Below are 23,201 nucleotides of genomic sequence, written 5' to 3'. Positions count from 1 at the left end.
GTCACAAACGCGTAACCCTTGTGAGACGCGCCCGAATTATGTCGCTTGGCCTTAGCGAAATCTTAGTGTTTAGGTCCGGGGAAAGCGGGCAGAAGAATGCGGGAAGCTGCGCTCCGCAGAATTATGAAATGAGGGATTACGGAATCCGGTGAAGGTCGGAAATTCAGAAAACCGTCACCCCCGCCAGCTCTCCCCGGCCGCCCGCAGCGCCGCCCCCGGGTCCACCTGGAGGCCCTCCTCCGCCAGCGTCGCCCCCAGCGCCACCAGGCAGCCCCGCACCGCGCCCGGCGTGGCGTCGGCGCCGTAGTGGTTGACCCGCACCATCTCCCTGGCCAGCGCGCCGCCCCCCGCGGCCAGCGGCAGCGCCGGGTCGGTCGTCAGCGCCCGCGCGACCAGCTCCGCCGCCACCGTGCCGGACGGCACCCGCAGCGTCGTCGCGACCGGCGCCGCCTGCGCGTCCTCCACCACGTACGGCTCCAGGCCGCCGCCCAGGGCCCGCGCCCCCGCCCGGGTCGCCGCGGCGGCGCGGGCGTGCCGGGCCATCACCGCGTCCGGGCCCTCCGCCTCGATCCGCGCCACACACGCCTCAAGCCCCAGCATCTCCAACTGCGCGGGCGCGTGCGGCAGCGCCCTGCGCCCCCCGTCCAGCCAGCGCTCCTTCCAGTCGAGCAGCGACAGGTACGACCGCCGCGGCGCCCCCGGGTTCGCCGCCATCCGCGCCCACGCCCGCTCACTCACCGACACCGCCGACACCCCGGCCGGACCGCCCATCGCCTTCTGCGCCCCGATCACGCACAGGTCCACGCCCCAGGCGTCCGGCAGCACCGGCTCGGCCCCGACCGAGGCGACGGCGTCCAGGTAGAACAGGGCGCCGTGCTCCCGCACCACCGGGCCGATCTCCGCGACCGGGTTGGTGTTGCCGGTCGCCGCCTCCGCGTGCACCAGCGACACGAAGTCGATCTCCGGGTGCTCGGTGAACGCCTGCCGGACCTGCTCGGCGGTGACCGCCGTGTGGAAGGGCACCGTGAGGTCGACCACCGTCGCCCCGCAGTCCCGCAGCCAGTCGCCGAACGTGCGGCCGTACGGACCCGTGATCACGTTCAGCGCGGTGGTGCCGGGACCGGCCGTGGCGCGGATCGCGCCCTCCAGCGGCAGCAGTGCCTCGCCCTGCATGATCACGACGTCCTGCGCGGTGCCGAGCAGCCGGGCGACCCGGTCCTCGATCGAGGCGAAGCGCTCGGCGCTCAGGGGAGCCAGGTCCAGGAAGGGGTGGGTCACGGCGGCGCTCTCTTCACTCAGGGGACGACTGTGATCGAGCCTAGGTCACCCCCCACTTCGTAGGCCGAACGGCCGTCACACCATCGGATTGTTTTGAGATGCTCAAACATCTCCTTATAATCGGAACGCACAGTTCCCTAACAGGAGGTCCTCCCTTGAACACCGCGCTCGGCCGCCGGGTCCGCGTCCTGGCCGCCACCACCGCGACGGCCGGGCTGGTTCTCGTGGCCGGTTGCTCCTCGGACGACGACGGCGGCAACGGCTCCAAGACCGCCGCGGGCGGGGTCGAACTGGTCAGGGGCGGCCAGCTCACGACCTGCACCCACCTGCCCTACCCGCCCTTCCAGTCGGAGATCGACGGCAAGGTGCAGGGCTTCGACGTCTCGCTGATCGACCTGGTCGCCGACGACCTCGGCGTGCGGCAGGAGATCCTCGACACCCCCTTCGAGAACTTCAAGACCGGCGCCTTCCTCAACTCCGGCGAGTGCGACCTCGCCGCCGCCGGTATGACCATCACCGACGAGCGCAAGAAGAACGTCGACTTCTCCGACCCGTACTTCGAGGCCACCCAGGCCGTGCTCGCCGACAAGGACAGCGGCATCACGTCCTTCGCCGACCTCAAGGGGAAGAAGGTCGGCGCCCAGGCGCAGACCACCGGCGAGGACTACGCCAGGAGCCAGGGCCTCGACCCGGTCTCCTTCGAGTCCTCCGACGCCGTCCTCAACGGACTGCGCACCGGCCAGGTCGACGCCGTCGTCATCGACTACCCGGTGGTCCAGGGCTGGCTGAAGGACGAGGCCAACGCCGCCGCCTTCACCGTCGCCGAGCAGGTCAACACCGGTGAGCAGTACGGCTTCACGGTGAGGAAGGGCAACGACAAGCTCCGCGAGGCCATCGACAAGGCGCTCGCCGAGGCGAAGTCCGACGGTACGTACAAGAAGCTGTACGAGCAGTGGATCGGTCCGTACGACGAGGACGCCGCCGCCTCCCCGGCCGCGTCCTGACCCCATGGCCGAGACCGACACCCCCGCAGGACAGCCAAGGAAGAAGGGGCTGACCCGGCGGCAGAAGCGCCGGGTCTCCCGCGGTGTCCAGTACGCCGTCTTCGTCGCCGCCGTCGTCGCCTTCGCGGTGCTCGCCGACTGGGACCAGCTCCAGAACCAGTTCGCGCAGAAGGACATCGCGCGGCAGATGTTCCCGGACGTCATCACGCTGGCGCTGAAGAACACCATCCTGTACGCCGTGACCGGCTTCGCCATCGGTCTGGTCCTCGGTGTGGTGATCGCGCTGATGCGGCTGTCGTCCGTCGGGCCCTACCGCTGGCTGGCCGGTATCTACATCGAGGTCTTCCGCGGACTGCCCGCCCTGCTGATCTTCATCTTCATCGGTGTGGCCGTCCCGCTGGCCTTCCCCGGCACCGAGATTCCCGGCGGCACCTACGGCAAGGGCGGCCTCGCGCTCGGCCTGGTGGCCGCCGCGTACATCGCGGAGACGGTCCGTGCCGGTATCCAGGCCGTGCCCAAGGGGCAGATGGAGGCGGCCCGTTCGCTGGGCTTCTCGCCCGCCCGCGCGATGGTCTCGGTCATCATTCCGCAGGCGTTCCGGGTCATCCTGCCGCCGCTGACCAACGAGTTCGTCATCCTCTTCAAGGACTCCTCGCTGGTGCTGTTCCTCGGTGTCACCCTGGAGGAGCGGGAACTGTCCAAGTTCGGCCGTGACCTGGCCAGCACGACCGCCAACTCCACGCCGATCCTCGTGGCCGGTCTGTGCTACCTGCTGGTCACGGTTCCCCTCGGCTTCGTCGTGCGCCGCATGGAGGCCAAGGCCCAGGAGGCCGTCAAGTGAGTACCAGGGCGGAGATCCAGATCCGCGACCTGCACAAGTCCTTCGGTGACAACCATGTCCTGCGCGGCATCGACCTGGAGATCCACCAGGGCGAGGTCGTGTGCGTCATCGGCCCCTCCGGCTCCGGCAAGTCCACCCTGCTGCGCTGCGTGAACCTCCTGGAGGAGCCGACCGCGGGCCAGGTCCTCGTCGGCGGTGTCGAACTGACCGACCCGGACGTCGACATCGACGCCGTACGCCGCCGTATCGGCATGGTCTTCCAGCAGTTCAACCTCTTCCCGCACCTCACGGTGACCGAGAACCTGACGCTGCCGCAGCGCCGGGTGCTGCGCCGGGACAAGGCGACGGCGGCGAAGGTGGCCGCGGCGAACCTGGAGCGGGTGGGCCTCGCGGAGAAGGCGTCCGCCTACCCGTCCTCCCTCTCCGGCGGCCAGCAGCAGCGCGTCGCCATCGCCCGGTCGCTCGCCATGGGCCCCGAGGTGATGCTCTTCGACGAGCCCACCTCGGCGCTCGACCCCGAGCTGGTCGGCGACGTCCTCGCGGTGATGCGGATGCTGGCCGACGAGGGCATGACGATGATGGTCGTCACCCACGAGATGACCTTCGCCCGCGAGGTCGCCGACCGGGTCGTCTTCATGGACGGCGGCGTCATCGTCGAGGACGGCACCCCCGGACAGGTCATCGGCGCCCCCCGCCACGAACGCACCCGCCACTTCCTCTCCCGCCTCCTGGACCCGGCGATGGCCGAGGTGGAGGAGGAGACGTCGTAGCGGCTCGCTAGTGTGCGGTACATGAGTGGTGAGGTACTGCACGTCAGGGGACGGGTGCTCGTCGGTCCCGAGGAGGTACGCGACGACCTGTGGGTGATCGACGGCCGGATCTCCTACGACCGTCCCACAGGCGCCCGCGACGTCCGCACGGTGTCCGGCTGGGCGCTGCCCGGCCTGGTCGACGCCCACTGCCACGTGGGCCTGGACGCGCACGGCGCGGTGCCCCGGGACGTCGCGGAGAAGCAGGCGCTGACCGACCGGGAGGCCGGGACCCTGCTGATCCGCGACGCGGGCTCGCCCTCCGACACCCGCTGGATCGACGACCGCGACGACCTGCCGAAGATCATCCGCGCCGGTCGGCACATCGCCCGCACCCGCCGCTACATCCGCGACTACGCCCACGAGATCGAGCCCGAGGACCTCGTGGCGTACGTCGCCCAGGAGGCCCGGCGCGGCGACGGCTGGGTCAAGCTCGTCGGCGACTGGATCGACCGCGACCTCGGCGACCTGGCGGCGTGCTGGCCGCGCGGCGCCGTCGAGGCGGCGATCGCCGAGGCGCACCGGCTGGGCGCCCGGGTCACCGCGCACTGCTTCGCGGCGGACTCCCTGCCGGACCTGGTCGAGGCGGGCATCGACTGCGTCGAGCACGCCACGGGCCTCACGGAGGCCCTGATCCCGCTGTTCGCCGCGCGTGGCGTCGCCATCGTCCCGACCCTCGTCAACATCGCCACCTTCCCCAAGCTCGCCGACGGCGGTGCGTCCCGCTTCCCGCGCTGGGCGGCCCACATGCGGCGGCTGTACGACGCCCGCTACGACACCGTCCGCGCCGCCCACGACGCCGGGATCCCGGTGTACGTCGGCACGGACGCCGGGGGCGCGCTGGCGCACGGGCTGGTCGCCGGGGAGGTGGCGGAACTGGTCACCGCCGGGATCCCGCCCGTCGAGGCGCTGTCCGCGGCGTCCTGGGCCGCCCGCCGCTGGCTCGGCCGCCCCGGCCTGGACGAGGGGGCCCCGGCCGACCTCGTGGTGTACGACGCGGACCCGCGGGCGGACGTGCGGGTGCTCGCGGCGCCGCGGTGGGTGGTGCTCAACGGGCGGGTGGTCGACGGGGCGGCACTCCGGAGCTGACCGGCTGCGTCCTGGTCACCGCCTGCCGCAACGCGGTGACGAACGCGTCCGTCGTGGCCCGGTCGCGTACCGCCAGCCGCAGCCACTCCCCGTCCAGACCGGGGAACGTGTCGCCGCGCCGGACCGCCCAGCCCAGCTCGCGCAGACGGCGCCGGACGGCGGGGGCGTCCGGGACGCGGACGAGGACGAACGGACCCTCGGCGGGCTGCGCCACCGTCAGCCCGGACGGGGCCAACTCCGTCAGACCGGCGACGAGGTGGGCGCGGTCCGCGGCGACGCGGTGGGCCGCGTGGGCCGCCTCCGCCAACGCGCGAGGGCTCACGCACGCCTCCGCCGCGGCCAGCGCCGGGGTGGAGACCGGCCACAGGGGCTGGGCGCGTTCCAGGGCGGCGATGGTGTCCGGCGCGGCGAGGACGTAACCGATGCGCAGCCCGGCCAGGCCCCACGTCTTGGTCAGGCTGCGCAGCACGACCAGACCGGGCACGTCGGTCCGCCCCGCCAGGGCCTCCCGCTCGCCCGGCACGGCGTCCATGAACGCCTCGTCGACGACCAGGAAGCGCCCCGGGCGGGCCAGGTCGGCGAGCGTCCCGGCCGGGTGCAGGACCGACGTCGGGTTGGTCGGGTTGCCGACGACCACCAGGTCCGCGTTCTCCGGTACCGCCGCCGGGTCGAGGCGGAAGCCGTCCGACGCCCGCAGCAGTACCCGGTCCACGCTGTGCCCGGCGTCCCGCAGGGCCGCCTCCGGCTCGGTGAACTGCGGGTGCACCACCACCGGCCGCCGTACCTTCAGCGCGCGCGCCAGCAGCACGAACGCCTCGGCCGCGCCCGCCGTCAGCAGCACCCGCTCCGCCCGCAGCCCGTGCCGCGCCGCGACCGCCGCCCGCGCGGCCCGCCCGTCCGGGTAGGCCGCGAGGCCGGTGAGCGACGCGGCGACGTGCGCGCGCAGCCACTCCGGAGGGGTGTCCGCGCGGACGTTCACCGCCAGGTCGACGAGGGCCGAACCGTCGTCGCGTACCTCCGCGTCCCCGTGGTGACGCAGGTCGTGCCCGTCAGTGGTGTGCATGGGAGTGCGCGTGTCCTCCGTGATGGTGGTGGCCGTCGTCGTCGGGGTGGAAGTGCGGCTGCTGCGGTGCGCCGACCTTGTCCTCGAAGCCCGGCAGCGCGATCCGGTACACGCACGAGTCGCAGTTCATCCGCAGATCGCCGCGCACCGCCTCCCGGTACCGCTCCATCACCAGGTCGAGCAGTTCCGGCTCCGGGCCGATGACGTCCGCCGACCGCACCTCCACCTCCGGGTGCGCCGCCGCCCAGTCCCCGGTCTGCCGGCGGACGCGGTCCGGGAGGACGCCGGTGAAGAGGAAGTAGGGCAGGACGACGATCCGCCGCGCGCCCAGTCTCGCGCACCGGTCGAGGCCGCCCGGCACGTCCGGCGCCGCCAGCGACACGAACGCCGTCTCGACCCCGGCGTACCCGCGCCCCTCCCACAGCAGCCGCGCCGCCTTGTGCACCTCGGCGTTGGCGTCCGGGTCGGTCGACCCGCGCCCGACCAGCAGCACCGTCACGTCCGCCCGCTCACCCGGGGTACGGACCCCGCCGCCGAGCGCCTCGTCCAGGCGCCGCTCCAGCACCGACAGGAGCGCCGGGTGCGTGCCCAGGGGACGGCCGTAGGAGTACGTGATCCCCGGGTGCCGTTCCTTCTCGCGGGCCAGCGCCGCCGGGATGTCGCCCTTGGCGTGCCCGGCGGACACCAGCATCAGGGGAACGGCGGCGAAGCGCCGTACGCCGCGCTCCACCAGCTCGGCCACCGCGTCGCCCAGCGGCGGCGGGGACAGCTCGATGAAGCCGCCCGCGACGGGCAGTTCGGGGTGGCGGCGGCCCAGTGCGCGGACGAAGTCGCGGAACGCCTCGGCTCCGGCGTCGTCCCGGGTGCCGTGACCGGCGACGAGCAGGGCGGGCGGCGGCGGGGTGGTCACGGTTTCTCCTCGGTGGGGATCGGGTGGTACAGCAGGGCGTTCAGCGCGGCGGCGGCGACCGCCGAACCGCCCTTCTCGGACACGTTGCTGACGGCGGGCAGCCCGCTCGCCCGCAACGCGGCCTTGGACTCGGCCGCGCCGACGAAACCGACGGGCAGACCGATGACGAGCGCGGGGGAGGCGTCCAGGGTGAGCAGCTCCTCCAGGGCGGTCGGCGCGCAGCCGATCACCCACAGCGCGCCGGGCCCGACCTGCTCGTAGGCGAGCCGCACGGCGTGCGCGGAACGGGTCAGCCCGGGACCGGCGACGGCGTCCTTCAACCGGCAGACGGTCTCGCGGCGGGTGATCCCGGCCGCCACCATCTCCACGTCCACGACGACGGGCGCCCCGGCGCGCAGCGCGGCGTGGGCCGGGACGAGGTCCGCCTCCGCCATGACCAGGTCGTCCGCGTACTCCAGGTCGGCGGCGGAGTGGATGACCCGCTCCACCACCGCCCGGGTCAGCGGCGGGAGACCGGAGGTGTCCAGGCGGGCGCGCAGCCGCCGGAAGGACTCCTGCTCGATGGGGTGGACGACACGGCTCACTCGGACCCCTCCTGCCAGCGGTAGCCGCGCGGGGTCACCATGCGGCCCGCTATCCGCCGGGTCGCGGTGTTGCCGACGGTGACGACCGTCATCATGTCGACCGTCGCCGGGTCGAGTGCCGCGAGCGTGGTGACCCGGGCGGACTCGTCCGCGCGGGACGCGTTCCGCACGACGCCGACCGGGGTGCCCGGCTCCCGGTGCTCGGCGAGGATGCCGAGCGCCTTCGGCAGCTGCCAGTCCCGGCCCCGGGAGCGCGGGTTGTAGAACGTGACGACGATGTCCGCCTCCGCCGCCGCCCGCACCCGCCGCTCGATGACCTCCCACGGCGTGTGCAGGTCGGACAGGCTGATGGAGACGTGGTCGTGGCCCAGCGGCGCGCCGAGCACCGCCGACGCCGCCAGCGCCGCCGTCACCCCGGGCACCCCGACCACGTCGATGTCGTCGGACGCCTCCGCGAGCGCCGGGGACGCCATCGCGTACACGCCCGCGTCGCCGCTGCCGATCAGCGCCACCGCGTGCCCGCGCCGGGCCTCGGCGACGGCCGTGCGCGCCCGCTCCTCCTCGGCGCCGAGCCCCGACTCCAGCACCCGCGTGCCGGGCCGCAGCAGGTCGCGGATCTGGTCCACGTACTGGTCGAGCCCCACCAGCACCGACGCCCGCCGCAGCTCGGCCAGCGCGCGGGGGGTCAGCAGGTCCCGCGCGCCAGGACCGAGCCCGACCACCGCGAGCCGACCGCGCCCCGGCCGCCGTACCACCGCGCAGGTCGCCCTCGCGGGCCGCCCCGCCGACTTCCGCTTCGGTACGAGGAGTTCACCGCCGCGCGCCAGCGCCGCCGCCTCCGCCACCGACGGCGTGCCGACGGCGGCGAGCGGCGCGTCCGACGGGTTGGGCACCTCCACCTGCGACAGCTCCTCGGCGGAGTAGGTGACCACGGGCACCCCCAGCCGCTCCGCCGCGCCGACGATGCCGGGCTCCTTCGCCTTCGCGTGCACGGTCGCCAGCCCGGCGACGCTCCGCGCGGACAGTCCCGCGTCCCGCAGCGCGCCCTCGACCAGCTCCAGCACCTCGGCCACCGGGGCCCCCTTGGAAGCGCCGACGCCGACCACCAGGGACGGCGGACGCAGCAGCACCTCCCGCTCCCCGGGCGCCACGTCCCGGTCGGTGACCCGCACGGTGTACGCCGCCGCGCCCGGCCCCGTCAGCGGCAGCGCGGGCAGCGGCCACGGCACCTCCGCGTCCAGCGCGACCGGCTCGCCGTCCAGCAGCGCCCGCGTCACCCGCGCGTGGTCGCCCTCCACCGGGCAGCCGAGGGTGTCCAGGCCGGGCAGTCCGACCGCGTCCGTCGCCGTCGTCACCACCGGCTCCGCGCCGAGCAGCGCGCCCACCTCGCGGGCGAGCGCGTTGGCGCCGCCGCCGTGCCCGCCGACCAGCGACACGGCGAACCGCCCGCCCTCGTCGACGCACACCACCCCCGGGTCGGTCCGCTTGTCGGCCAGCAGCGGGGCGAGCAGCCGTACCACCGCCCCCGTCGCCAGGAAGCACACCAGCTGCTCGCACTCCGCGAACGCGGCCCGCACGGCACCGGACACCGGACCGTCGTACACCCGCGTCCGGTCCGGCCAGGCCGCGGCCAGCCGGTCCCGGGCCGCCGCCCCCGCCGCGGTGGCGGAAATCAGGCCGATCACTGGTCAACTCCTTCTTCAGTACGGGTGCGGGGCCGCTCGCCCCACAGCAGGAAAACGGGGTTGGCCGCCGCCAGCCGGGTCACCTCGCCCGGCAGCGGCGCCAGCCGCGACGACTGCAACAGCACCCCGTCACACTCAAGACCGGCGCCGGTCAGGGCCGCCCGCACCGCGGGCACCCGGTCCAGCGCCGCCACGGCCACCACCACCGTGCGCCGGGCGCGCCGCGCGCACGCCGTCACGATCGCGGGCAGCTCACGCCCCCCACCGCCGACGAACACGGCGTCCGGGTCGTCCAGATCGGACAGCACCGTCGGCGCCGCCCCGTGCACCACCCGTACGGCGACCCCGTGCGCGGCGGCGTTGGCGCGGACCCGCCCCACCCCGTCCGGCGTCTTCTCCACGGCGGTGACGGCGGCGCCGAACCGCGCGCACTCCACGGCCACCGAACCCGACCCCGCGCCGACGTCCCACACGTGGTCGCCGAGCCGCGGCCCGAGCCGGGCCAGCGCCAGCGCCCGTACCTCGAACTTGGTGATCATCGAGTCCCGGTGCGCGAACGCGTCCTCCGCCAGCGCCCACCCGGCGGGCCCCGGAGGCGGACCCGCGACCGTCCGCGCCGGCCCCGGCACCCGCGCCGGGTCCAGGCACAGCACCACGCTCACCGCCGTCCCCCAGTCCCGGGCGGCGGCCTCGGCGGGCGTCACCCGCTCCACCCGCTCCCGCGCCGGGTCACCCAGCGCCGAGGCGACGACCAGCTCCCGGTCGTGGTGCAGCAGCGCCGCCCCCAACTCGGCCGGGCCCGCGCCGGGACCGGTCAGCACCGCCACCTTCGGCCGCGCCCGGCACACGTTGACCGCGGTGCGCCGGTCCCGCCCGTGCGCGCTGACCACCACCGCGTCCTCCCACGGCAGCCCGACCCGCGCGAACGCGACGGCCACCGACGACACCCCGGCCCGCACGTCAAGCCGCTCCGCCCCGAACCGCTCGGCCAGCGCCCGCACGATCCCGAAGAACCCCGGGTCCCCGGAGGCCAGCACCAGCACCGGCCGCTCCTCGGCGACGTACTCCGCGACGGCGTCCAGCGCGGGCGCGAGCGGCCCGAGCACGATCCGCTCGGCGCCCTCCGGCAGCGCCACGGCGTCCAGGTGCCGCCGCCCGCCGACGACGAGGTCCGCCCTCAGCCCCTCCGGAGGCGGCGCCCCCGTGCCCGTACCGACGACCGTGATCACGTCCGCTGCCCCCGCGCCGCGCGCAGCTCCCTGCGGGCCTCCGGGTCGGCCTTGCGGTACCCGTGGAAGTGGCCCGGGTGGTACAGGTGCGAACGGGTGCCGTGCGCGTCCAGCGCCGGGCCGACCAGGAACAGCGTGTGCTTCCAGAGCCTGTGCTCCTTGACCGTCTCCTCCAGCGTCCCGATGGTGCACCGCACCACCAGCTCCTCCGGCCAGGTCGCCTGGTAGGCGACGACCACCGGCGTGGACGTCGGGTAACCGCCCTCCAGCAGCTCCCGCACCAGCTGCCCGCTGCGCGCCGCCGACAGGAACACCGCCATGGTCGTGCCGTGCCGGGCGAACTCCCGCACCTCCTCACCGGGCGGCATCGGCGTCTTCCCGCCGCCCAGCCGGGTCAGCACGACGGACTGCGCGACCTCGGGGATGGTCAGCTCCCGCCGCGCGAGCGCCGCGACCGCCGAGAACGCGGAGACGCCGGGCACCACCTCGGTCGCGATCCCGACCTCGGCACACCGGTCAAGCTGCTCCTGCGTGCCGCCCCACAGCGCCGGGTCACCGGAGTGGATCCGCGCCACCCGCAGCCCCTCGGCGTACGCCCGCTCGTAGACGGCGACGACGTCCTCCAGCGACATGGCCGCCGAGTCCAGGATCTCCGCGCCCTCCCGGGCGTGCTCAAGGACCTCCGCCTGCACCAGGCTCGCCGCCCAGATCACCACGTCGGCCTCGGCGATCGCCCGCGCGGCCCGGAACGTCAGCAGATCGGCGGCGCCGGGCCCGGCACCGACGAAGGTCACCTTGCCGGTGGAGGCATCGGCCATGAGGGGGAGTCCTCTCCTGAGAAGCGTCTGAGTAGGGGGTGTACTGCGGTCGCTACGGCCGGACATGCGCCCACGCGCCGCCGTCCGGTACCAAGGGGCCATGGCGGTCTTCGTCGCGCTCGGCGCGTTCCTGATGACGCTGGCGGGCGGCTGGACGGCACAGCGCGTGACGGACCGCCGCCACCTGGTGCTGGGCCTCGCGGGCGGCCTGATGCTGGGCGTCGTCGGCCTCGACCTGCTGCCGGAGGCGCTGGACGCGGCCGGCGACGAGGTGTTCGGCGTACCCGCCGCCCTGCTCCTCTTCGTCGCCGGGTTCCTCCTGGCGCACCTGGTGGAACGCCTGCTCGCCGCCCGGCAGGCCGCGCACGGCGCGGAGGAGAGCGACGGCCGCGCCCCCGAGGTGGGCCTGACGGCCGCGGCGGCCATGGTCGGTCACAGCGCGATGGACGGCGTCGCGATCGGCGCCGCCTTCCAGATCGGCGGCGGCATGGGAGCGGCGGTCGCCCTCGCCGTCATCGCCCACGACTTCGCCGACGGCTTCAACACGTACACGATCACCAGCCTGTACGGGAACGCCCGCCGCCGGGCCGTGGCCATGCTGGTCGCGGACGCCGTGGCACCCGTGCTGGGCGCGGCGTCGACCACCCTGGTCACCGTCCCCGAACCCCTGCTCGGCTGCTACCTCGGCCTCTTCGGCGGCGCGCTGCTGTACCTGGCGGCGGCCGAGATCCTGCCCGAGGCCCACCACGAACACCCCGCCCGCCCCACCCTGCTGTGCACGGTCGCCGGGGTGCTGTTCATCTGGCTGGTGGTCGGCGTCGCGCAGTGAGACACGGCCGGTCACAGCTTCCCGCCCCGCCCGCCGTCCCGCCGCGCGGGCGCGATCAGCGTCGACAGGTACGGCAGGACGGCCCCGTCCAGCTCGGCGGCGGGCCGCACCGACTCCTCCGGCAGCCCGAGCGCCGACCCCCACACGGCACCGTCGAGCCGCCCGCTGTCCCGCAGCGCCTCGACGACCTCGGCGGCCTGTCGCCCGAACTTGTACGCGACGACCGTCCCCGGCCCGCCGAGCGCGTCCTTCAGCACACCGGTCCCGGCCGTCACCGGCACCAGCGTCAACGGCTCGGTCCCCTCGGTGAGCACCGCCCCCGACCGGGCGGCGAGATCCTGCATGGCCGTGATCCCGGGCACCGTCTCGACGACCAGCCCCGGCACCAGCTCCGCCACGGTGTGCGCCAGATAGGTGAACGTGGAGTACACGTTCGGATCACCGATCGTCGCGAACGCCACGTGGCCGTACTCCCGCAGCAGCCCCGCCACCCGCTCACCGGCCGCGTCCCACGCCGCCTCCCGGCGGGCCCGGTCCGTCCGCTCGTTCAGCGCGAACACCACCCGGACGACCTTGCCGCCGGGCACGTAGTGCAGCACGGTCGCCTCGGCACGCCCCCGCTCGCCCGTGTCCATCACCGGTACGACGACGACGTCCGCCGCGCGCAACGCGCCCACGCCCTTGACGGTCACCAGCTCCGGGTCACCGGGACCCACCCCGACCCCGACCAGCCTGCTGTCGCTGCTCATGACGTCCGACACCTCTCCACGAACCGACGGGCCACACCGGGCGCCGACGCCCAGTGCGTGTGCAGATAGCTCGCGTGCACCCCGCGCTGTACGAACCCCTCGACACGGGGCCGCGCCCCCCGCACGCCCCAGGCGGGCGCGTCCCCCGCGCCCGGCTCGACGACGGTCCGGTGGAACTCGTGGCCCCGCATCCGCGCCCCCGCACCGGCCAGCACGCTGTCACCGACGGCGACGGCGTCCCGGTACCCGAGCGTGAGCCGCTCCGACATCCGCGCCTTCGCGTCCAGCACCCCGCACATCGGCCGCCCGTCCAGCTCCCGGCAGAGGTACAGCAGCCCCGCGCACTCGGCGGCCACGGGAGCCCCGGCCAACGCCAGCTCGCGCACGGCCTCCCGCAACGGCTCGTTGGCCGACAGCTCCCCGGCGTACACCTCGGGGAACCCACCCCCGACGACCAGCCCCCGGGTCCCCTCGGGCAACTCCTCGTCCCGCAACGGATCGAAGACGACGACCTCGGCCCCCGCGGCGGCGAGCAGTTCGGCGTGCTCGGCGTAGGAGAAGGTGAACGCGGCCCCACCGGCGACGGCGACGACAGGACGTCTGCCAGCCCGTCCGGCGTTTGAGGACGAGGCCCTTCCAGGGCCGGAAGGGGGCTCTGGGGGCCCACCCCCCGGGGAGGGGACGGGAAGGGGCGGCGGGGGCGAAGGAGCCAGGGCCTGAGCCGCGTCCCAGGCGGCACCCGGCAAGACCCCCGCACTCCGCGCCAGGGAAGCCAATCCCTCCAGATCACACCCACCGGAAACCAGCGCCGCCATCGCCGCGACGGCGTCCCCCGCCGCACCCCGCCGCTCACCCACCGGCACCAGCCCCAGATGCCGGGACGGCGTCGCCACGGGCGCCGCCCGCCGCAACACCCCCAGCACCGCCACCCCCACCGACTCCAACGCCTCCCGCAGCAGCGCCTCGTGCCGGTCGGACCCGACCTTGTTGAGGATCACGCCCCCCACCCGGACCCCCGGGTCCCACGACACGAACCCGTGCACCAGCGCCGCCACCGACCGCGCCTGCGCCGACGCGTCCACGACCAGCACCACCGGCGCCCGCAACAGCTTCGCGACCTGCGCGGTGGACGCCAGCTCACCCTCGCCCGCGGCCCCGTCGTACAGCCCCATCACGCCCTCGACCACGGCGATGTCACACCCGCGCGCACCGTGCGCGAACAGCGGGGCGACCAGCTCCGGCCCACACAGGTAGGCGTCGAGGTTCCGCCCCACCCGCCCGGTGGCGAGCGCGTGGTACCCGGGGTCGATGTAGTCCGGCCCGACCTTGTGCGGGGACACGGCGAGCCCCCGCGCGGCGAACGCGGCCATCAGCCCCGTGGCGACGGTGGTCTTGCCGCTGCCGGAGGACGGCGCGGCGACGACCAGCCGGGGCACGGACACGGACGTCACCACTCGATGCCCCTCTGCCCCTTCTGTCCGACGTCCATGGGGTGCTTGACCTTGGACATGTCGGTCACCAGGTCGGCGAAGTCCACGAGCCCGTCCGGCGCGTTCCGCCCGGTGATGACGACGTGCTGGTTCCCGGGCCGCGCCCGCAGCACCTCCACGACCTCGTCGGTGTCGACCCACCCCCAGTGCAGGGGGTAGGCGAACTCGTCCAGCACGTACAGCCGGTACGTCTCCGCGGCCAGGTCACGCTTGACCTGCTCCCAGCCCTCCCGGGCCTTCTCCTCGTTGTCGAGCTGCGCGTCCCGCTGGACCCACGACCAGCCCTCGCCCATCTTGTGCCAGTCGACGGAGCCGCCCTCCCCGGAGGCTCCCAGCACCCGCAGCGCGTTCTCCTCGCCGACCTTCCACTTCGCCGACTTGACGAACTGGAACACCCCGATCGGCCACCCCTGGTTCCAGGCCCGCAGCGCCAGCCCGAAGGCGGCGGTGGACTTGCCCTTCCCCACCCCCGTGTGCACGACGACCAGCGGACGGTTACGGCGCTGACGGGTCGTCAGTCCGTCGTCCGGTACGACACTCGGCTGTCCCTGCGGCACTACGCGGCCCTCCTCGACGTCACGTCCTTCACCAACCCGGCGATCGCGTCCGCCCGCAGCTCGTCGAGCGTCACGGCGGACCCGCCCAGCTCCCCGGCGAGCCGCCCGGCCAGCCCCAGCCGCACCGGCCCCGCCTCGCAGTCCACGACGACGGAGGCGACCGAGTCGGCCGCGAACAGCCGCGCGGCACGCCCGGCCAGCGCGACCGGCTCGGGCCCACCGGTGGCCCGCCCGTCGGTGACGACCACGACGAGCGCCCGCCGCGCCGGGTCCCGCAGCCGCTCCACCCGCAGCACGTCATGCGCCCGCAGCAGCCCGGCCGCGAGCGGCGTCCGCCCACCGGTGGGCAGCGACTCCAGCCGTACGGCGGCGGCGTCCACGGACGACGTGGGCGGCAGCGCGACTTCGGCGGCCGACCCCCGGAAGGTCACGAGCCCCACCTTGTCCCGCCGCTGGTAGGCATCGAGCAGCAGCGACAGCACGGCACCCTTGACGGCGCTCATCCGCTGCCGGGCGGCCATCGAGCCCGACGCGTCGACCACGAACAGCACGAGATTCCCCTCGCGCCCCTCCCTGACCGCCTGCCGCAGGTCGTCCCGGCGCACCACGAGCCCCGGCCCCGACCGCCCACGCGCCCGCTGGTGCGGGGCAGCGGCCCGCACGGTCGCCGCCAGGTGCAGCTTGGTCAGCGCCCCTCGCGGGCGCCGCGCCCCGGTCGTCCTGCCGTGCTCGGTCCTCGCCCGCGAACGCCGCCCGGCGGTGCCCTCCCCGATCCCGGGCACGCTGAGCACCCTGGTCCGGAACGGCTGGGAGGCCCGTACGGGGGACTGCTCGCCGCCCGCACCGCTCTCCGCCGCCCGCGGCTCACCGGCCTCACCACCGCCCTGCGGCCCGGCGTCCGGCGACGGCCCCTCGCCGCCACCACCGCCGGGCCCGTCGGGACCGGGATCGGGATCAGGGTCGGGGTCGTCGTCGGGGGAGTCCCCGGAGAACTCCTCCAGCGTCTCGTCGAGCTTGTCCTCGTCCAGCCCCGGCGCGTCGAACGGATTCCGCCGCCTGCGGTGCGGCAACGCCAGCAGCGCGGCCTGCCGCACGTCCTCCGCCAGCACCTCCGTCCGCCCGGCCCAGGCCGCCAACGCGGTAGCGGTCCGCGCCATCACGATGTCGGCCCGCATCCCGTCCACCTCGAAGGCGGCACAGGTCGCCGCGATCTGCCGCAACGCCCCGTCGCCCAGCCGCACCGACGGCAACAACTCCCGTGCCGTCACGATCCGTTGCCGTACGGCGGCCTCCTCGTCCGCCCAGCGCGCGGCGAACCCGTCCGGATCGTCGTCGTAGGCGAGCCGCCGCCGTACGACCTCCACGCGCTGCTCGGGCACCCGGGACGCGGCGACCTCGACGGTGAGCCCGAACCGGTCCAACAACTGTGGTCTCAGTTCTCCTTCTTCGGGATTCATGGTCCCGACGAGCAGGAACCGCGCGGCGTGCCGCACGGACACACCCTCGCGCTCGACGTACGAGGCCCCCATCGCGGCGGCGTCCAGCAGCAGGTCGACGAGGTGGTCGTGCAGGAGGTTGACCTCGTCGACGTACAGGATCCCCCGGTGCGCGTCGGCCAGCAGGCCGGGCTCGAACGCCTTCACGCCCTCGGCCAGCGCCCGCTCGATGTCCAGCGCGCCGACGAGCCGGTCCTCGGAGGCCCCGACGGGCAGCTCGACCATGCGGGCGGGCCGACTGACCCCCGCACCCGCGTCGTGCGGCCCGTCCGGGCACCCCGGGTCGGGCGCGGCGGGGTCACAGGAGAACGGGCACCCGGCGATGACGGCTACCTCGGGCAACAGCGCCGACAGGGCCCTTACAGCCGTCGACTTGGCGGTGCCCTTTTCACCGCGCACCAGGACGCCGCCTACCGCCGGTGACACTGCATTAAGCAAGAGCGCGAGCCGCAGGTCGTCCTGGCCGACGATGGCAGTGAAGGGATAGGGCGTGCTCACGCGGTGATCACTCCTTCTGGTGACGCGTCACAAGGCGTGTCAACGGACTGCCGCAGATATGTCACCGTTGACATCTGGTCCCCGCCAACGCGGGGGTGGCCCTCCGGACGAGGGTGAGCTGCGGCCGCAGCTGCTGTGTTCCCCGCCGACGCGGGGATCGTGAGAGAGATCACGTATCTCCCTCCAGATCTCCCTCAAGTTCGAGGTAGGTCGCCCGGAGCCGGTCCAGGGTCTCCTGGTCCGGCTCCGCCCATAGGCCCCGGTCCGCCGCTTCCAGCAGACGCTCGGTGATGCCGCGCATGGCCCACGGGTTGGACTTCCTCATGAAGTCCTGGTTCTCCTGTGAGAACACGTACTCAGCGGCCAGCTTCTCGTACATCCAGTCATCGACCACGCCCGCTGTAGCGTCGTATCCGAAGAGATAGTCCACGGTCGCCGCCATCTCGAAGGCGCCCTTGTATCCGTGCCTGCGCATCGCCTTCATCCAGCGTGGATTGACCACCCTCGCCCGGAAGACGCGGTGAGTCTCCTCACCAAGACTTCTGGTCTTGACCTGGTCAGGTACGGCCGAATCACCCACGTACGCCTCGGGGTTGACCCCCGTCAGGTGCCGCACCATGGCGACCATGCCGCCGTGGTACTGGAAGTAGTCGTCGGCGTCCGCGATGTCGTGCTCACGCGTGTCGACGTTCTTCGCCGCCACCGCGATCCGCTTGAACGCCGTCTCCATGTCGCCCCGGGCCGCACGCCCGTCCAGCCCCCGCCCGTACACGTAGCCGCCCCACACCGCGTACACCTCGGCGAGGTCGGCGTCGCTCCGCCAGTTCCGTGCATCGATCAACGGCAGCAGCCCCGCCCCGTAGGCCCCCGGCTTGGAGCCGAAGATGCGGGCCGTGGCCCGCCGCCGGTCACCGTGCTCGGCGGCGTCCTCGTCCACGTGGGCGCGGACGAAATTGGCGTCGGCGGGCTCGTCCAGCTCCGCCACCGCCCGTACCGCGTCGTCGATCAACCCGACGACGTGCGGGAACGCGTCCCGGAAGAAGCCGGAGATGCGGACCGTGACGTCGACGCGCGGCCGTCCCAGCTCCGTCAGCGGCACCACCTCGAAGCCGGTCACCCGGCGCGACGCGTCGTCCCACACCGGACGGCATCCGAGCAGCGCCAGGATCTCCGCGATGTCGTCGCCCTGGGTGCGCATCGCGGACGTCCCCCACACGGTCAGGCCGACCGATCGCGGGTACGCACCGGTGTCCTCCAGGTACCGCCGCACCAGCGAGTCGGCCAGCGACCGCCCGACCTCCCAGCTCAGCCGGGACGGGATCGCCTTGGGGTCGACGGAGTAGAAGTTCCGGCCGGTCGGCAGGACGTTGACCAGCCCGCGCGTCGGTGAGCCCGACGGTCCCGCGGGGACGTAGCCGCCGTCCAGGGCGTGCAGGACGTGCCCGATCTCGTCGCTCGTGCGCGCCAGCCTCGGCACGACCTCCGCGCACGCGAACCCCAGCACCGCGACCGCGTCCGGCAGCTGAGTGCCGAGGACCTCGCGCACCAGCGCGGGCACCGCCGCCGCGTCCCAGCCCCGCGCCTCCATGCCCTCCGCGAACCGCCTGCACACCTGCTCCAGCAGGTCGATCGCGTCGGCGCCGGACCGCGCCGGGCCGTCCACCAGCTCCGTCAGCTCCACCGGCACCTTCACCGGCGCGCCCGGCTCGGCCAGCAGGTCCTTCTCCACCAGCCCGAAGTGCGCGGCGAGGCAGGCCCTGAGCCCCGGCAGCGCGTTCGCCCGACCGCCCCACACCTGGGAGGCCCGCAGCACGGCCAGCACCAGGTTCACCCGGGGCTCGCCCACCGGACCGCCGCCGAGGACGTGCAGGCCGTCCCGGATCTGGACGTCCTTGATCTCGCACAGGTAGCCGTCGACGTGCATGACGAACTCGTCGAAGGCGCCGTCGTCCGGCTGTTCGTCCACGTGCAGGTCGTGGTGGAGTTCCGCCGCCTTGACCAGGGTCCAGATCTGCGCCCGCACGGCCGGGGCCTTCGCCGGGTCGAGGTCGCTCACCAGGGCGTACTCGTCGAGCAGCTGCTCCAGCTTCGCCAGGTCCCCGTACGTGTCCGCGCGGGCCATCGGCGGCACCAGGTGGTCGACGACCGTGGCGTGCCCGCGCCGCTTGGCCTGGGTGCCCTCGCCGGGGTCGTTGACGATGAACGGGTAGACCAGCGGCAGGTCGCCGAGGACGGCGTCCGGGGCGCAGCCCGCGCCGAGGCCGAGGCCCTTGCCCGGCAGCCACTCCATCGTGCCGTGCTTGCCCATGTGCACGACCGCGTCCGCGCCGAAGCCGTTCTCCAGCCAGCGGTAGGCCGCCAGGTAGTGGTGGGAGGGCGGCATGTCGGGGTCGTGGTAGATCGCGATCGGGTTCTCCCCGAAGCCGCGCGGCGGCTGGATCATGACGACGACGTTCCCGAACCGCAGCGACGCCAGCACGATGTCGTCGCCGTCGACGTACAGCGACCCCGGCGGCTCGCCCCACGCCTCCAGCATCGCCTCCCGCAGCTCGGGGTCGAGCTGGTCGAACCACGCCCGGTAGTCGGCCAGCGGCACCCGTGCCGGAGCCGCCGCCAGCTGATCCTCCGTCAGCCACTCCACGTCGTGGCCACCGGCCTCGATCAGCCGGTGGATCAGCTCGTCACCGTCGTCGGGGTGGCCCTCGACGCCGTACCCGGCGTCCCGCAGCGCGTCCAGGACCCGGACCGCCGAGGCGGGGGTGTCCAGGCCGACCGCGTTGCCGACGCGGGAGTGCTTGGTGGGGTAGGCGGTGAAGACCAGCGCGATCCGCTTCTCGGCGTTCGGCTTGTGCCGCAGCCGGGCGTGGCGTACGGCGATCCCGGCGACCCGCGCGGCCCGCTCGGGGTCGGCGACGTACACCGGGACGTCGTCCGGGCCCTGCTCCTTGAAGGAGAACGGCACGGTGACCAGCCGCCCGTCGAACTCCGGGATGGCCACCTGCATCGCCGCGTCCATGGGGGAGAGGGCGGCGTCGGACGCCTCCCAGGCAGCCCGGGACGACGTCAGGCAGAGCCCTTGCAGCACCGGCACGTCCAGGTCGGCCAGCGCGCCGACGTCCCACGCCTCGTCGCCGCCCGCCGACGCCTGCGAGGCATGCGTGCCGCCCGCCGCGAGGACGGTGGCGACGAGGGCGTCCGCCCGGCCCAGCAGCTCGTACAGCCCGGCGTCCGCGCCGCGCAGCGAACCGCAGTACACGGGGAGGGCGTTGGCGCCCTTCGCCTCGATCGCGTCGCAGAGGGTGTCCACGAAGGCGGTGTTGCCGCTGAGTTCGTGGGCGCGGTAGAAGAGCACGCCGACGGTCGGCCGGCCGTCCAGGACCGCCCGTCCGCCGTGGACGCCGTACTCCGGCATCTTCCGCGGCTCCTCGAACCCCTCGCCGGTCAGCAGCACGGTGTCGGAGAGGAACCGGGCGAGTTCGGTGAGGTTGGCGGGCCCGCCCTCCACGAGGTAGCGCAGCGCCTCCGCTACCACCCCGGCGGGCACCGAGGACTCCGCCATCAGCTCGGCGTCGGGCACGGTCTCCCCACCGAGCAGCACGGTCGGCTTCCCGGACGCCTTCAGCGCGGCCAGCCCGTCCTCCCAGGCGCGCTTGCCCCCCAGCAGCCGTACGACGGCCAGGTCGGCGCCGTCGAGCAGCGCGGGCAGCTCGGTCGCCACGTCCACGCGGGTCGGGTTGCCGATCCGGTACGAGGCGCCGGTGGCGGCCCTCGCCGCCAGCAGATCGGTGTCGGCGGTCGACAACAACAACACTGTGCTCATGCGGGCGCTCCCGGTGGGATGAAGGGCAGTCCTGGTGGCGCGCCGGACTCGATGAGCCGCCACAGCGCGTCCGTGTCCGCGTGCTGTTCGATCAGGTCGCCGAGCCGGTCGAGCTGCTCCTCGCGCAGCGCGGCGAACGAGGTGTCGGGGGCGGGGACGAAGCGGCGGCCCGCGGCGTCCGCCACCTCGCGCAGGAAGGCCCGCCGGAAGCCGTCCGACTCCAGGGAGCCGTGCCAGTGGGTGCCCCAGGTCTGGCCGACCCGGCAGCCGTCCAGGAAGGGGGCGCCGCCCTCCACGGTGGCGACCCCGTGGTGGATCTCGTACCCCTCGACCCGCTCTCCGAGGGCCTCGCCGACCGGCCGGGTGAGCGTCTTCTCCCGCGCGAACCGCACCCGTACGGGCAGCACTCCGAGCCCGTCCACCAAGCCCCTGCGGCTCTCCACCTCGTCCTCGACGCGCTCCCCGAGGACCTGGAAGCCCCCGCAGACGCCGAGCACCGGCCGCCCCTCGGCCGCCCTGCGCACGAGCGCCTCCGCGAGCCCGCGCTCCCGCAGCCACTCCAGGGCGCGGACCGTCCCCCGGGTCCCGGGTACGACCACCAGGTCCGCGTCGGCCAGTTCCTCCGGCCGGTCCACGAACCGCACGACGACGCCGGGTTCGGCGGCCAGCGCGTCGACGTCGGTGAAGTTGGACATCAGCGGGACGGCGCAGACGGCGACGCGCAGCACGTCCTCCCCGACGGGCGGCGCGACGTTCGACTCCCGCACCGTCCCGCGCAAGGACACCCGGAGCCCGTCCTCCTCGTCGATACCGAGCCCGTGCCGGTACGGCAGCACGCCGTACGTCCGCCGCCCGGTGAGGCCGCGCAGCATGTCGAGGCCGGGTTCGAGGAGGGAGACGTCGCCCCGGAACTTGTTGACGAGGAACCCGGCGACCAGCTCCTGGTCCGCGGGGGACAGCAGTGCCACGGTCCCGAAGAACGAGGCGAACACACCGCCCCGGTCGATGTCCCCGACGACCAGCACGGGCAGCCGGGCGCCCCGGGCGACGCCCATGTTCACGATGTCGGTGCGGCGCAGGTTGATCTCGGCGGGACTGCCCGCACCCTCGCAGATCACCGCGTCATACGTGCCCCGCAGCTCGGCCAGGCAGTCCAGCACCGTCCCGAGCAGCCGCCGCTGCCGCCCGCCGTGGTAGCCGCGCGCGCTCAGCTCGCCGACCGGCTTGCCCAGCAGCACCACCTGGCTGGACTGCTCCCCGCCGGGCTTGAGCAGGACGGGGTTCATCCGCGCGGTCGGCTCGACGCGGCACGCCTGGGCCTGCATGGCCTGCGCCCGCCCGATCTCGGCGCCCTCGCGGGTCACGAACGAGTTCAGCGACATGTTCTGCGCCTTGAACGGCGCCACCTTCACGCCCTGCCGCACCAGCCACCGGCAGATCCCGGCCGTGACGACGCTCTTGCCCGCGTCGGAGGTGGTGCCCGCGACGAGGAGTCCCCCACCGGTCATGACGTACGCCTCCCTGGTCGGGTGAGCAGCCGGGCGGCGGCGCAGACGCCGAGCGCGAGCACGCCCACGCGCCGGGACAGCCGTACCGCCCGTCCGATGTCCGGTACGGCCACCGCGCGTCCGGCGCCGTTGAGGACGGGCCGGTGCTCGACCCGTCCGCCGTACGACAGGGTGCCGCCGAGCCGCACCCCGAGCGCGCCGGCGAACGACGCCTCCACGGGCCCGGCGTTGGGGCTCGGGTGCCGGTCCGCGTCCGCCCGCCAGGCCCGCACCGCACCGCGCGGATCCGGCCCCGCCACGGCGGCGAGTACCGCGGTCAGCCGCGCCCCCGGCCAGCCGACGAGGTCGTCGAGGCGGGCGGAGGCCCAGCCGTAGCGGCGGTAGCGGGGCGACCTGTGGCCGACCATGGCGTCCAGGGTGTTCACCGCCCGGAAGCCGAGCAGTCCCGGCACCCCGGCGACGGCGCCCCACACCAGGGCGCCCACGACCGCGTCGGAGGTGTTCTCGGCGACCGACTCCACGACCGCCCGCGCGATCCCGTCCGCGTCCAGCGCCTGCGGGTCCCGCCCGCACAGGTGCGGCAGCCGCTCCCGGGCCGCCGCGAGGTCCCCGGCCTCCAGCGCGCGCCCGACGGCGCGGGCCTCCCGGCCGAGCGAGGTGGAGCCGACGACCGCCCAGGTGGCGGCGGCGGTCAGCGCGACGGAGGCGGCGGGGGAGGACCGTACGGCACGGGACGCCACGGCGCCGAGGGTGACGGCGCCACCGGCGCACACCGCGGTGTGCAGGGCGCCCCGGCCCCGGTGGTCGCGCCACAGCACCCGCTCCACGGCGCTCGCGGCACGCCCGAAGGCGGCCACGGGGTGGCCGCGGCGGGGGTCGCCGAGGAGGAGGTCACCGAGGAGACCGGCGGTGGCGCCGTACGCGAAGACGCGATCGGCACGCAC

19 protein-coding genes are annotated in these 23,201 nt (G+C 74.3%); 5 read left to right on the top strand and 14 right to left on the bottom strand.

Annotation, left to right across the window (positions count from 1 at the left end; all coding sequences use genetic code 11):
• Nucleotides 1-174 precede the first annotated feature (174 nt).
• Nucleotides 175-1,278: an aminotransferase class V-fold PLP-dependent enzyme gene (locus ABZ659_RS05100; protein ID WP_360213586.1), complete on the bottom strand. Its 1,104-nt coding sequence runs from the start codon at nt 1,276-1,278 to the stop codon at nt 175-177.
• 155 nt (nt 1,279-1,433) lie between these two features.
• On the opposite strand from ABZ659_RS05100, the gene ABZ659_RS05095 reads away from it, so the two are divergent.
• The 4 genes from ABZ659_RS05095 to ABZ659_RS05080 are packed head-to-tail and all read left to right on the top strand — an operon-like array spanning nt 1,434 to nt 5,021.
• Nucleotides 1,434-2,282 carry an ABC transporter substrate-binding protein gene (locus tag ABZ659_RS05095; RefSeq protein WP_360213584.1) on the top strand — a complete coding sequence of 283 codons (849 nt, stop codon included), beginning with the start codon at nt 1,434-1,436 and terminating at the stop codon, nt 2,280-2,282.
• 4 nt (nt 2,283-2,286) lie between these two features.
• Entirely contained in the window at nt 2,287-3,123 is an 837-nt protein-coding gene (locus ABZ659_RS05090; protein ID WP_360213582.1) for an amino acid ABC transporter permease, read from the top strand.
• Nucleotides 3,120-3,893, top strand: a complete 774-nt coding sequence (locus ABZ659_RS05085; RefSeq protein ID WP_360213580.1) for an amino acid ABC transporter ATP-binding protein — start codon at nt 3,120-3,122, stop codon at nt 3,891-3,893. Before ABZ659_RS05090 ends, ABZ659_RS05085 begins: the two co-directional genes overlap by 4 nt.
• A 21-nt stretch (nt 3,894-3,914) precedes the next feature.
• Nucleotides 3,915-5,021: an amidohydrolase family protein gene (locus ABZ659_RS05080; RefSeq protein WP_360213578.1), complete on the top strand. Its 1,107-nt coding sequence runs from the start codon at nt 3,915-3,917 to the stop codon at nt 5,019-5,021.
• Here the strand turns inward: ABZ659_RS05080 and cobC are convergent.
• Genes cobC through cobM form a run of 6 tightly spaced genes read right to left on the bottom strand, consistent with a single transcriptional unit; the run spans nt 4,981 to nt 11,310 of the window.
• The gene (cobC, locus tag ABZ659_RS05075) at nt 4,981-6,084 is read right to left on the bottom strand and encodes an Rv2231c family pyridoxal phosphate-dependent protein CobC (RefSeq protein ID WP_360213576.1); all 1,104 of its coding nucleotides are present in this window, start codon (nt 6,082-6,084) and stop codon (nt 4,981-4,983) included. The genes ABZ659_RS05080 and cobC overlap by 41 nt on opposite strands.
• On the bottom strand, nt 6,071-6,994 hold the full coding sequence (locus ABZ659_RS05070; protein WP_360213574.1) for a sirohydrochlorin chelatase: 924 nt from the start codon (nt 6,992-6,994) through the stop codon (nt 6,071-6,073). The genes cobC and ABZ659_RS05070 overlap by 14 nt, the downstream gene beginning before the upstream one ends.
• Nucleotides 6,991-7,578: a precorrin-8X methylmutase gene (locus ABZ659_RS05065; protein ID WP_360213572.1), complete on the bottom strand. Its 588-nt coding sequence runs from the start codon at nt 7,576-7,578 to the stop codon at nt 6,991-6,993. Before ABZ659_RS05065 ends, ABZ659_RS05070 begins: the two co-directional genes overlap by 4 nt.
• Complete coding sequence (gene cobJ, locus ABZ659_RS05060) at nt 7,575-9,263, bottom strand: precorrin-3B C(17)-methyltransferase (RefSeq protein WP_360213570.1); 1,689 nt, start codon at nt 9,261-9,263, stop codon at nt 7,575-7,577. The genes ABZ659_RS05065 and cobJ overlap by 4 nt, the downstream gene beginning before the upstream one ends.
• Nucleotides 9,260-10,492 carry a precorrin-6y C5,15-methyltransferase (decarboxylating) subunit CbiE gene (cbiE, locus tag ABZ659_RS05055; protein WP_360213568.1) on the bottom strand — a complete coding sequence of 411 codons (1,233 nt, stop codon included), beginning with the start codon at nt 10,490-10,492 and terminating at the stop codon, nt 9,260-9,262. The genes cobJ and cbiE overlap by 4 nt, the downstream gene beginning before the upstream one ends.
• Nucleotides 10,489-11,310, bottom strand: a complete 822-nt coding sequence (gene cobM / locus ABZ659_RS05050) for a precorrin-4 C(11)-methyltransferase (protein WP_360213566.1) — start codon at nt 11,308-11,310, stop codon at nt 10,489-10,491. Before cobM ends, cbiE begins: the two co-directional genes overlap by 4 nt.
• Nucleotides 11,311-11,410: 100 nt before the next feature.
• Here cobM and ABZ659_RS05045 point away from each other — a divergent pair, with 100 nt between their 5' ends.
• Nucleotides 11,411-12,139: a ZIP family metal transporter gene (locus tag ABZ659_RS05045; RefSeq protein ID WP_360213564.1), complete on the top strand. Its 729-nt coding sequence runs from the start codon at nt 11,411-11,413 to the stop codon at nt 12,137-12,139.
• 11 nt (nt 12,140-12,150) lie between these two features.
• On the opposite strand, the gene cobI is transcribed toward ABZ659_RS05045, so the two are convergent.
• The 7 genes from cobI to ABZ659_RS05010 form a co-directional block, all read right to left on the bottom strand.
• Nucleotides 12,151-12,900, bottom strand: coding sequence for a precorrin-2 C(20)-methyltransferase (gene cobI, locus ABZ659_RS05040; protein ID WP_360213562.1), 750 nt, complete (start codon nt 12,898-12,900; stop codon nt 12,151-12,153).
• On the bottom strand, nt 12,885-14,339 hold the full coding sequence (locus ABZ659_RS05035) for a cobyrinate a,c-diamide synthase (RefSeq protein WP_360213560.1): 1,455 nt from the start codon (nt 14,337-14,339) through the stop codon (nt 12,885-12,887). The genes cobI and ABZ659_RS05035 overlap by 16 nt, the downstream gene beginning before the upstream one ends.
• Nucleotides 14,336-14,935 (bottom strand): cob(I)yrinic acid a,c-diamide adenosyltransferase, encoded by a 600-nt coding sequence (gene cobO / locus ABZ659_RS05030; protein WP_360213558.1) that lies wholly within the window; start codon nt 14,933-14,935, stop codon nt 14,336-14,338. Before cobO ends, ABZ659_RS05035 begins: the two co-directional genes overlap by 4 nt.
• Nucleotides 14,935-16,929, bottom strand: coding sequence for a putative cobaltochelatase (locus ABZ659_RS05025; RefSeq protein ID WP_360213556.1), 1,995 nt, complete (start codon nt 16,927-16,929; stop codon nt 14,935-14,937). The genes cobO and ABZ659_RS05025 overlap by 1 nt, the downstream gene beginning before the upstream one ends.
• Nucleotides 16,930-17,098: 169 nt before the next feature.
• The gene (gene cobN / locus ABZ659_RS05020; protein ID WP_360213554.1) at nt 17,099-20,749 is read right to left on the bottom strand and encodes a cobaltochelatase subunit CobN; all 3,651 of its coding nucleotides are present in this window, start codon (nt 20,747-20,749) and stop codon (nt 17,099-17,101) included.
• The gene (locus tag ABZ659_RS05015) at nt 20,746-22,257 is read right to left on the bottom strand and encodes a cobyric acid synthase (protein WP_360213552.1); all 1,512 of its coding nucleotides are present in this window, start codon (nt 22,255-22,257) and stop codon (nt 20,746-20,748) included. Before ABZ659_RS05015 ends, cobN begins: the two co-directional genes overlap by 4 nt.
• On the bottom strand, nt 22,254-23,201 hold the full coding sequence (locus ABZ659_RS05010; protein WP_360213550.1) for a cobalamin biosynthesis protein: 948 nt from the start codon (nt 23,199-23,201) through the stop codon (nt 22,254-22,256). Before ABZ659_RS05010 ends, ABZ659_RS05015 begins: the two co-directional genes overlap by 4 nt.

The sequence above is a fragment of the Streptomyces sp. NPDC006997 genome (assembly GCF_040635175.1).
Lineage (GTDB): Bacteria > Actinomycetota > Actinomycetes > Streptomycetales > Streptomycetaceae > Streptomyces.
This window is presented reverse-complemented; position numbering and strand designations above follow the sequence as displayed.

Excerpts from the sequence above, each read along its gene's own strand:
- cobC (WP_360213576.1), bottom strand. The coding sequence starts at position 6,084 with ATGCACACCACTGACGGGCACGACCTGCGTCACCACGGGGACGCGGAG.
- ABZ659_RS05015 (WP_360213552.1), bottom strand. The coding sequence starts at position 22,257 with ATGACCGGTGGGGGACTCCTCGTCGCGGGCACCACCTCCGACGCGGGC.
- ABZ659_RS05080 (WP_360213578.1), top strand. The coding sequence starts at position 3,915 with ATGAGTGGTGAGGTACTGCACGTCAGGGGACGGGTGCTCGTCGGTCCC.
- cobN (WP_360213554.1), bottom strand. The coding sequence starts at position 20,749 with ATGAGCACAGTGTTGTTGTTGTCGACCGCCGACACCGATCTGCTGGCG.
- ABZ659_RS05045 (WP_360213564.1), top strand. The coding sequence starts at position 11,411 with ATGGCGGTCTTCGTCGCGCTCGGCGCGTTCCTGATGACGCTGGCGGGC.
- ABZ659_RS05090 (WP_360213582.1), top strand. The coding sequence starts at position 2,287 with ATGGCCGAGACCGACACCCCCGCAGGACAGCCAAGGAAGAAGGGGCTG.
- cobM (WP_360213566.1), bottom strand. The coding sequence starts at position 11,310 with ATGGCCGATGCCTCCACCGGCAAGGTGACCTTCGTCGGTGCCGGGCCC.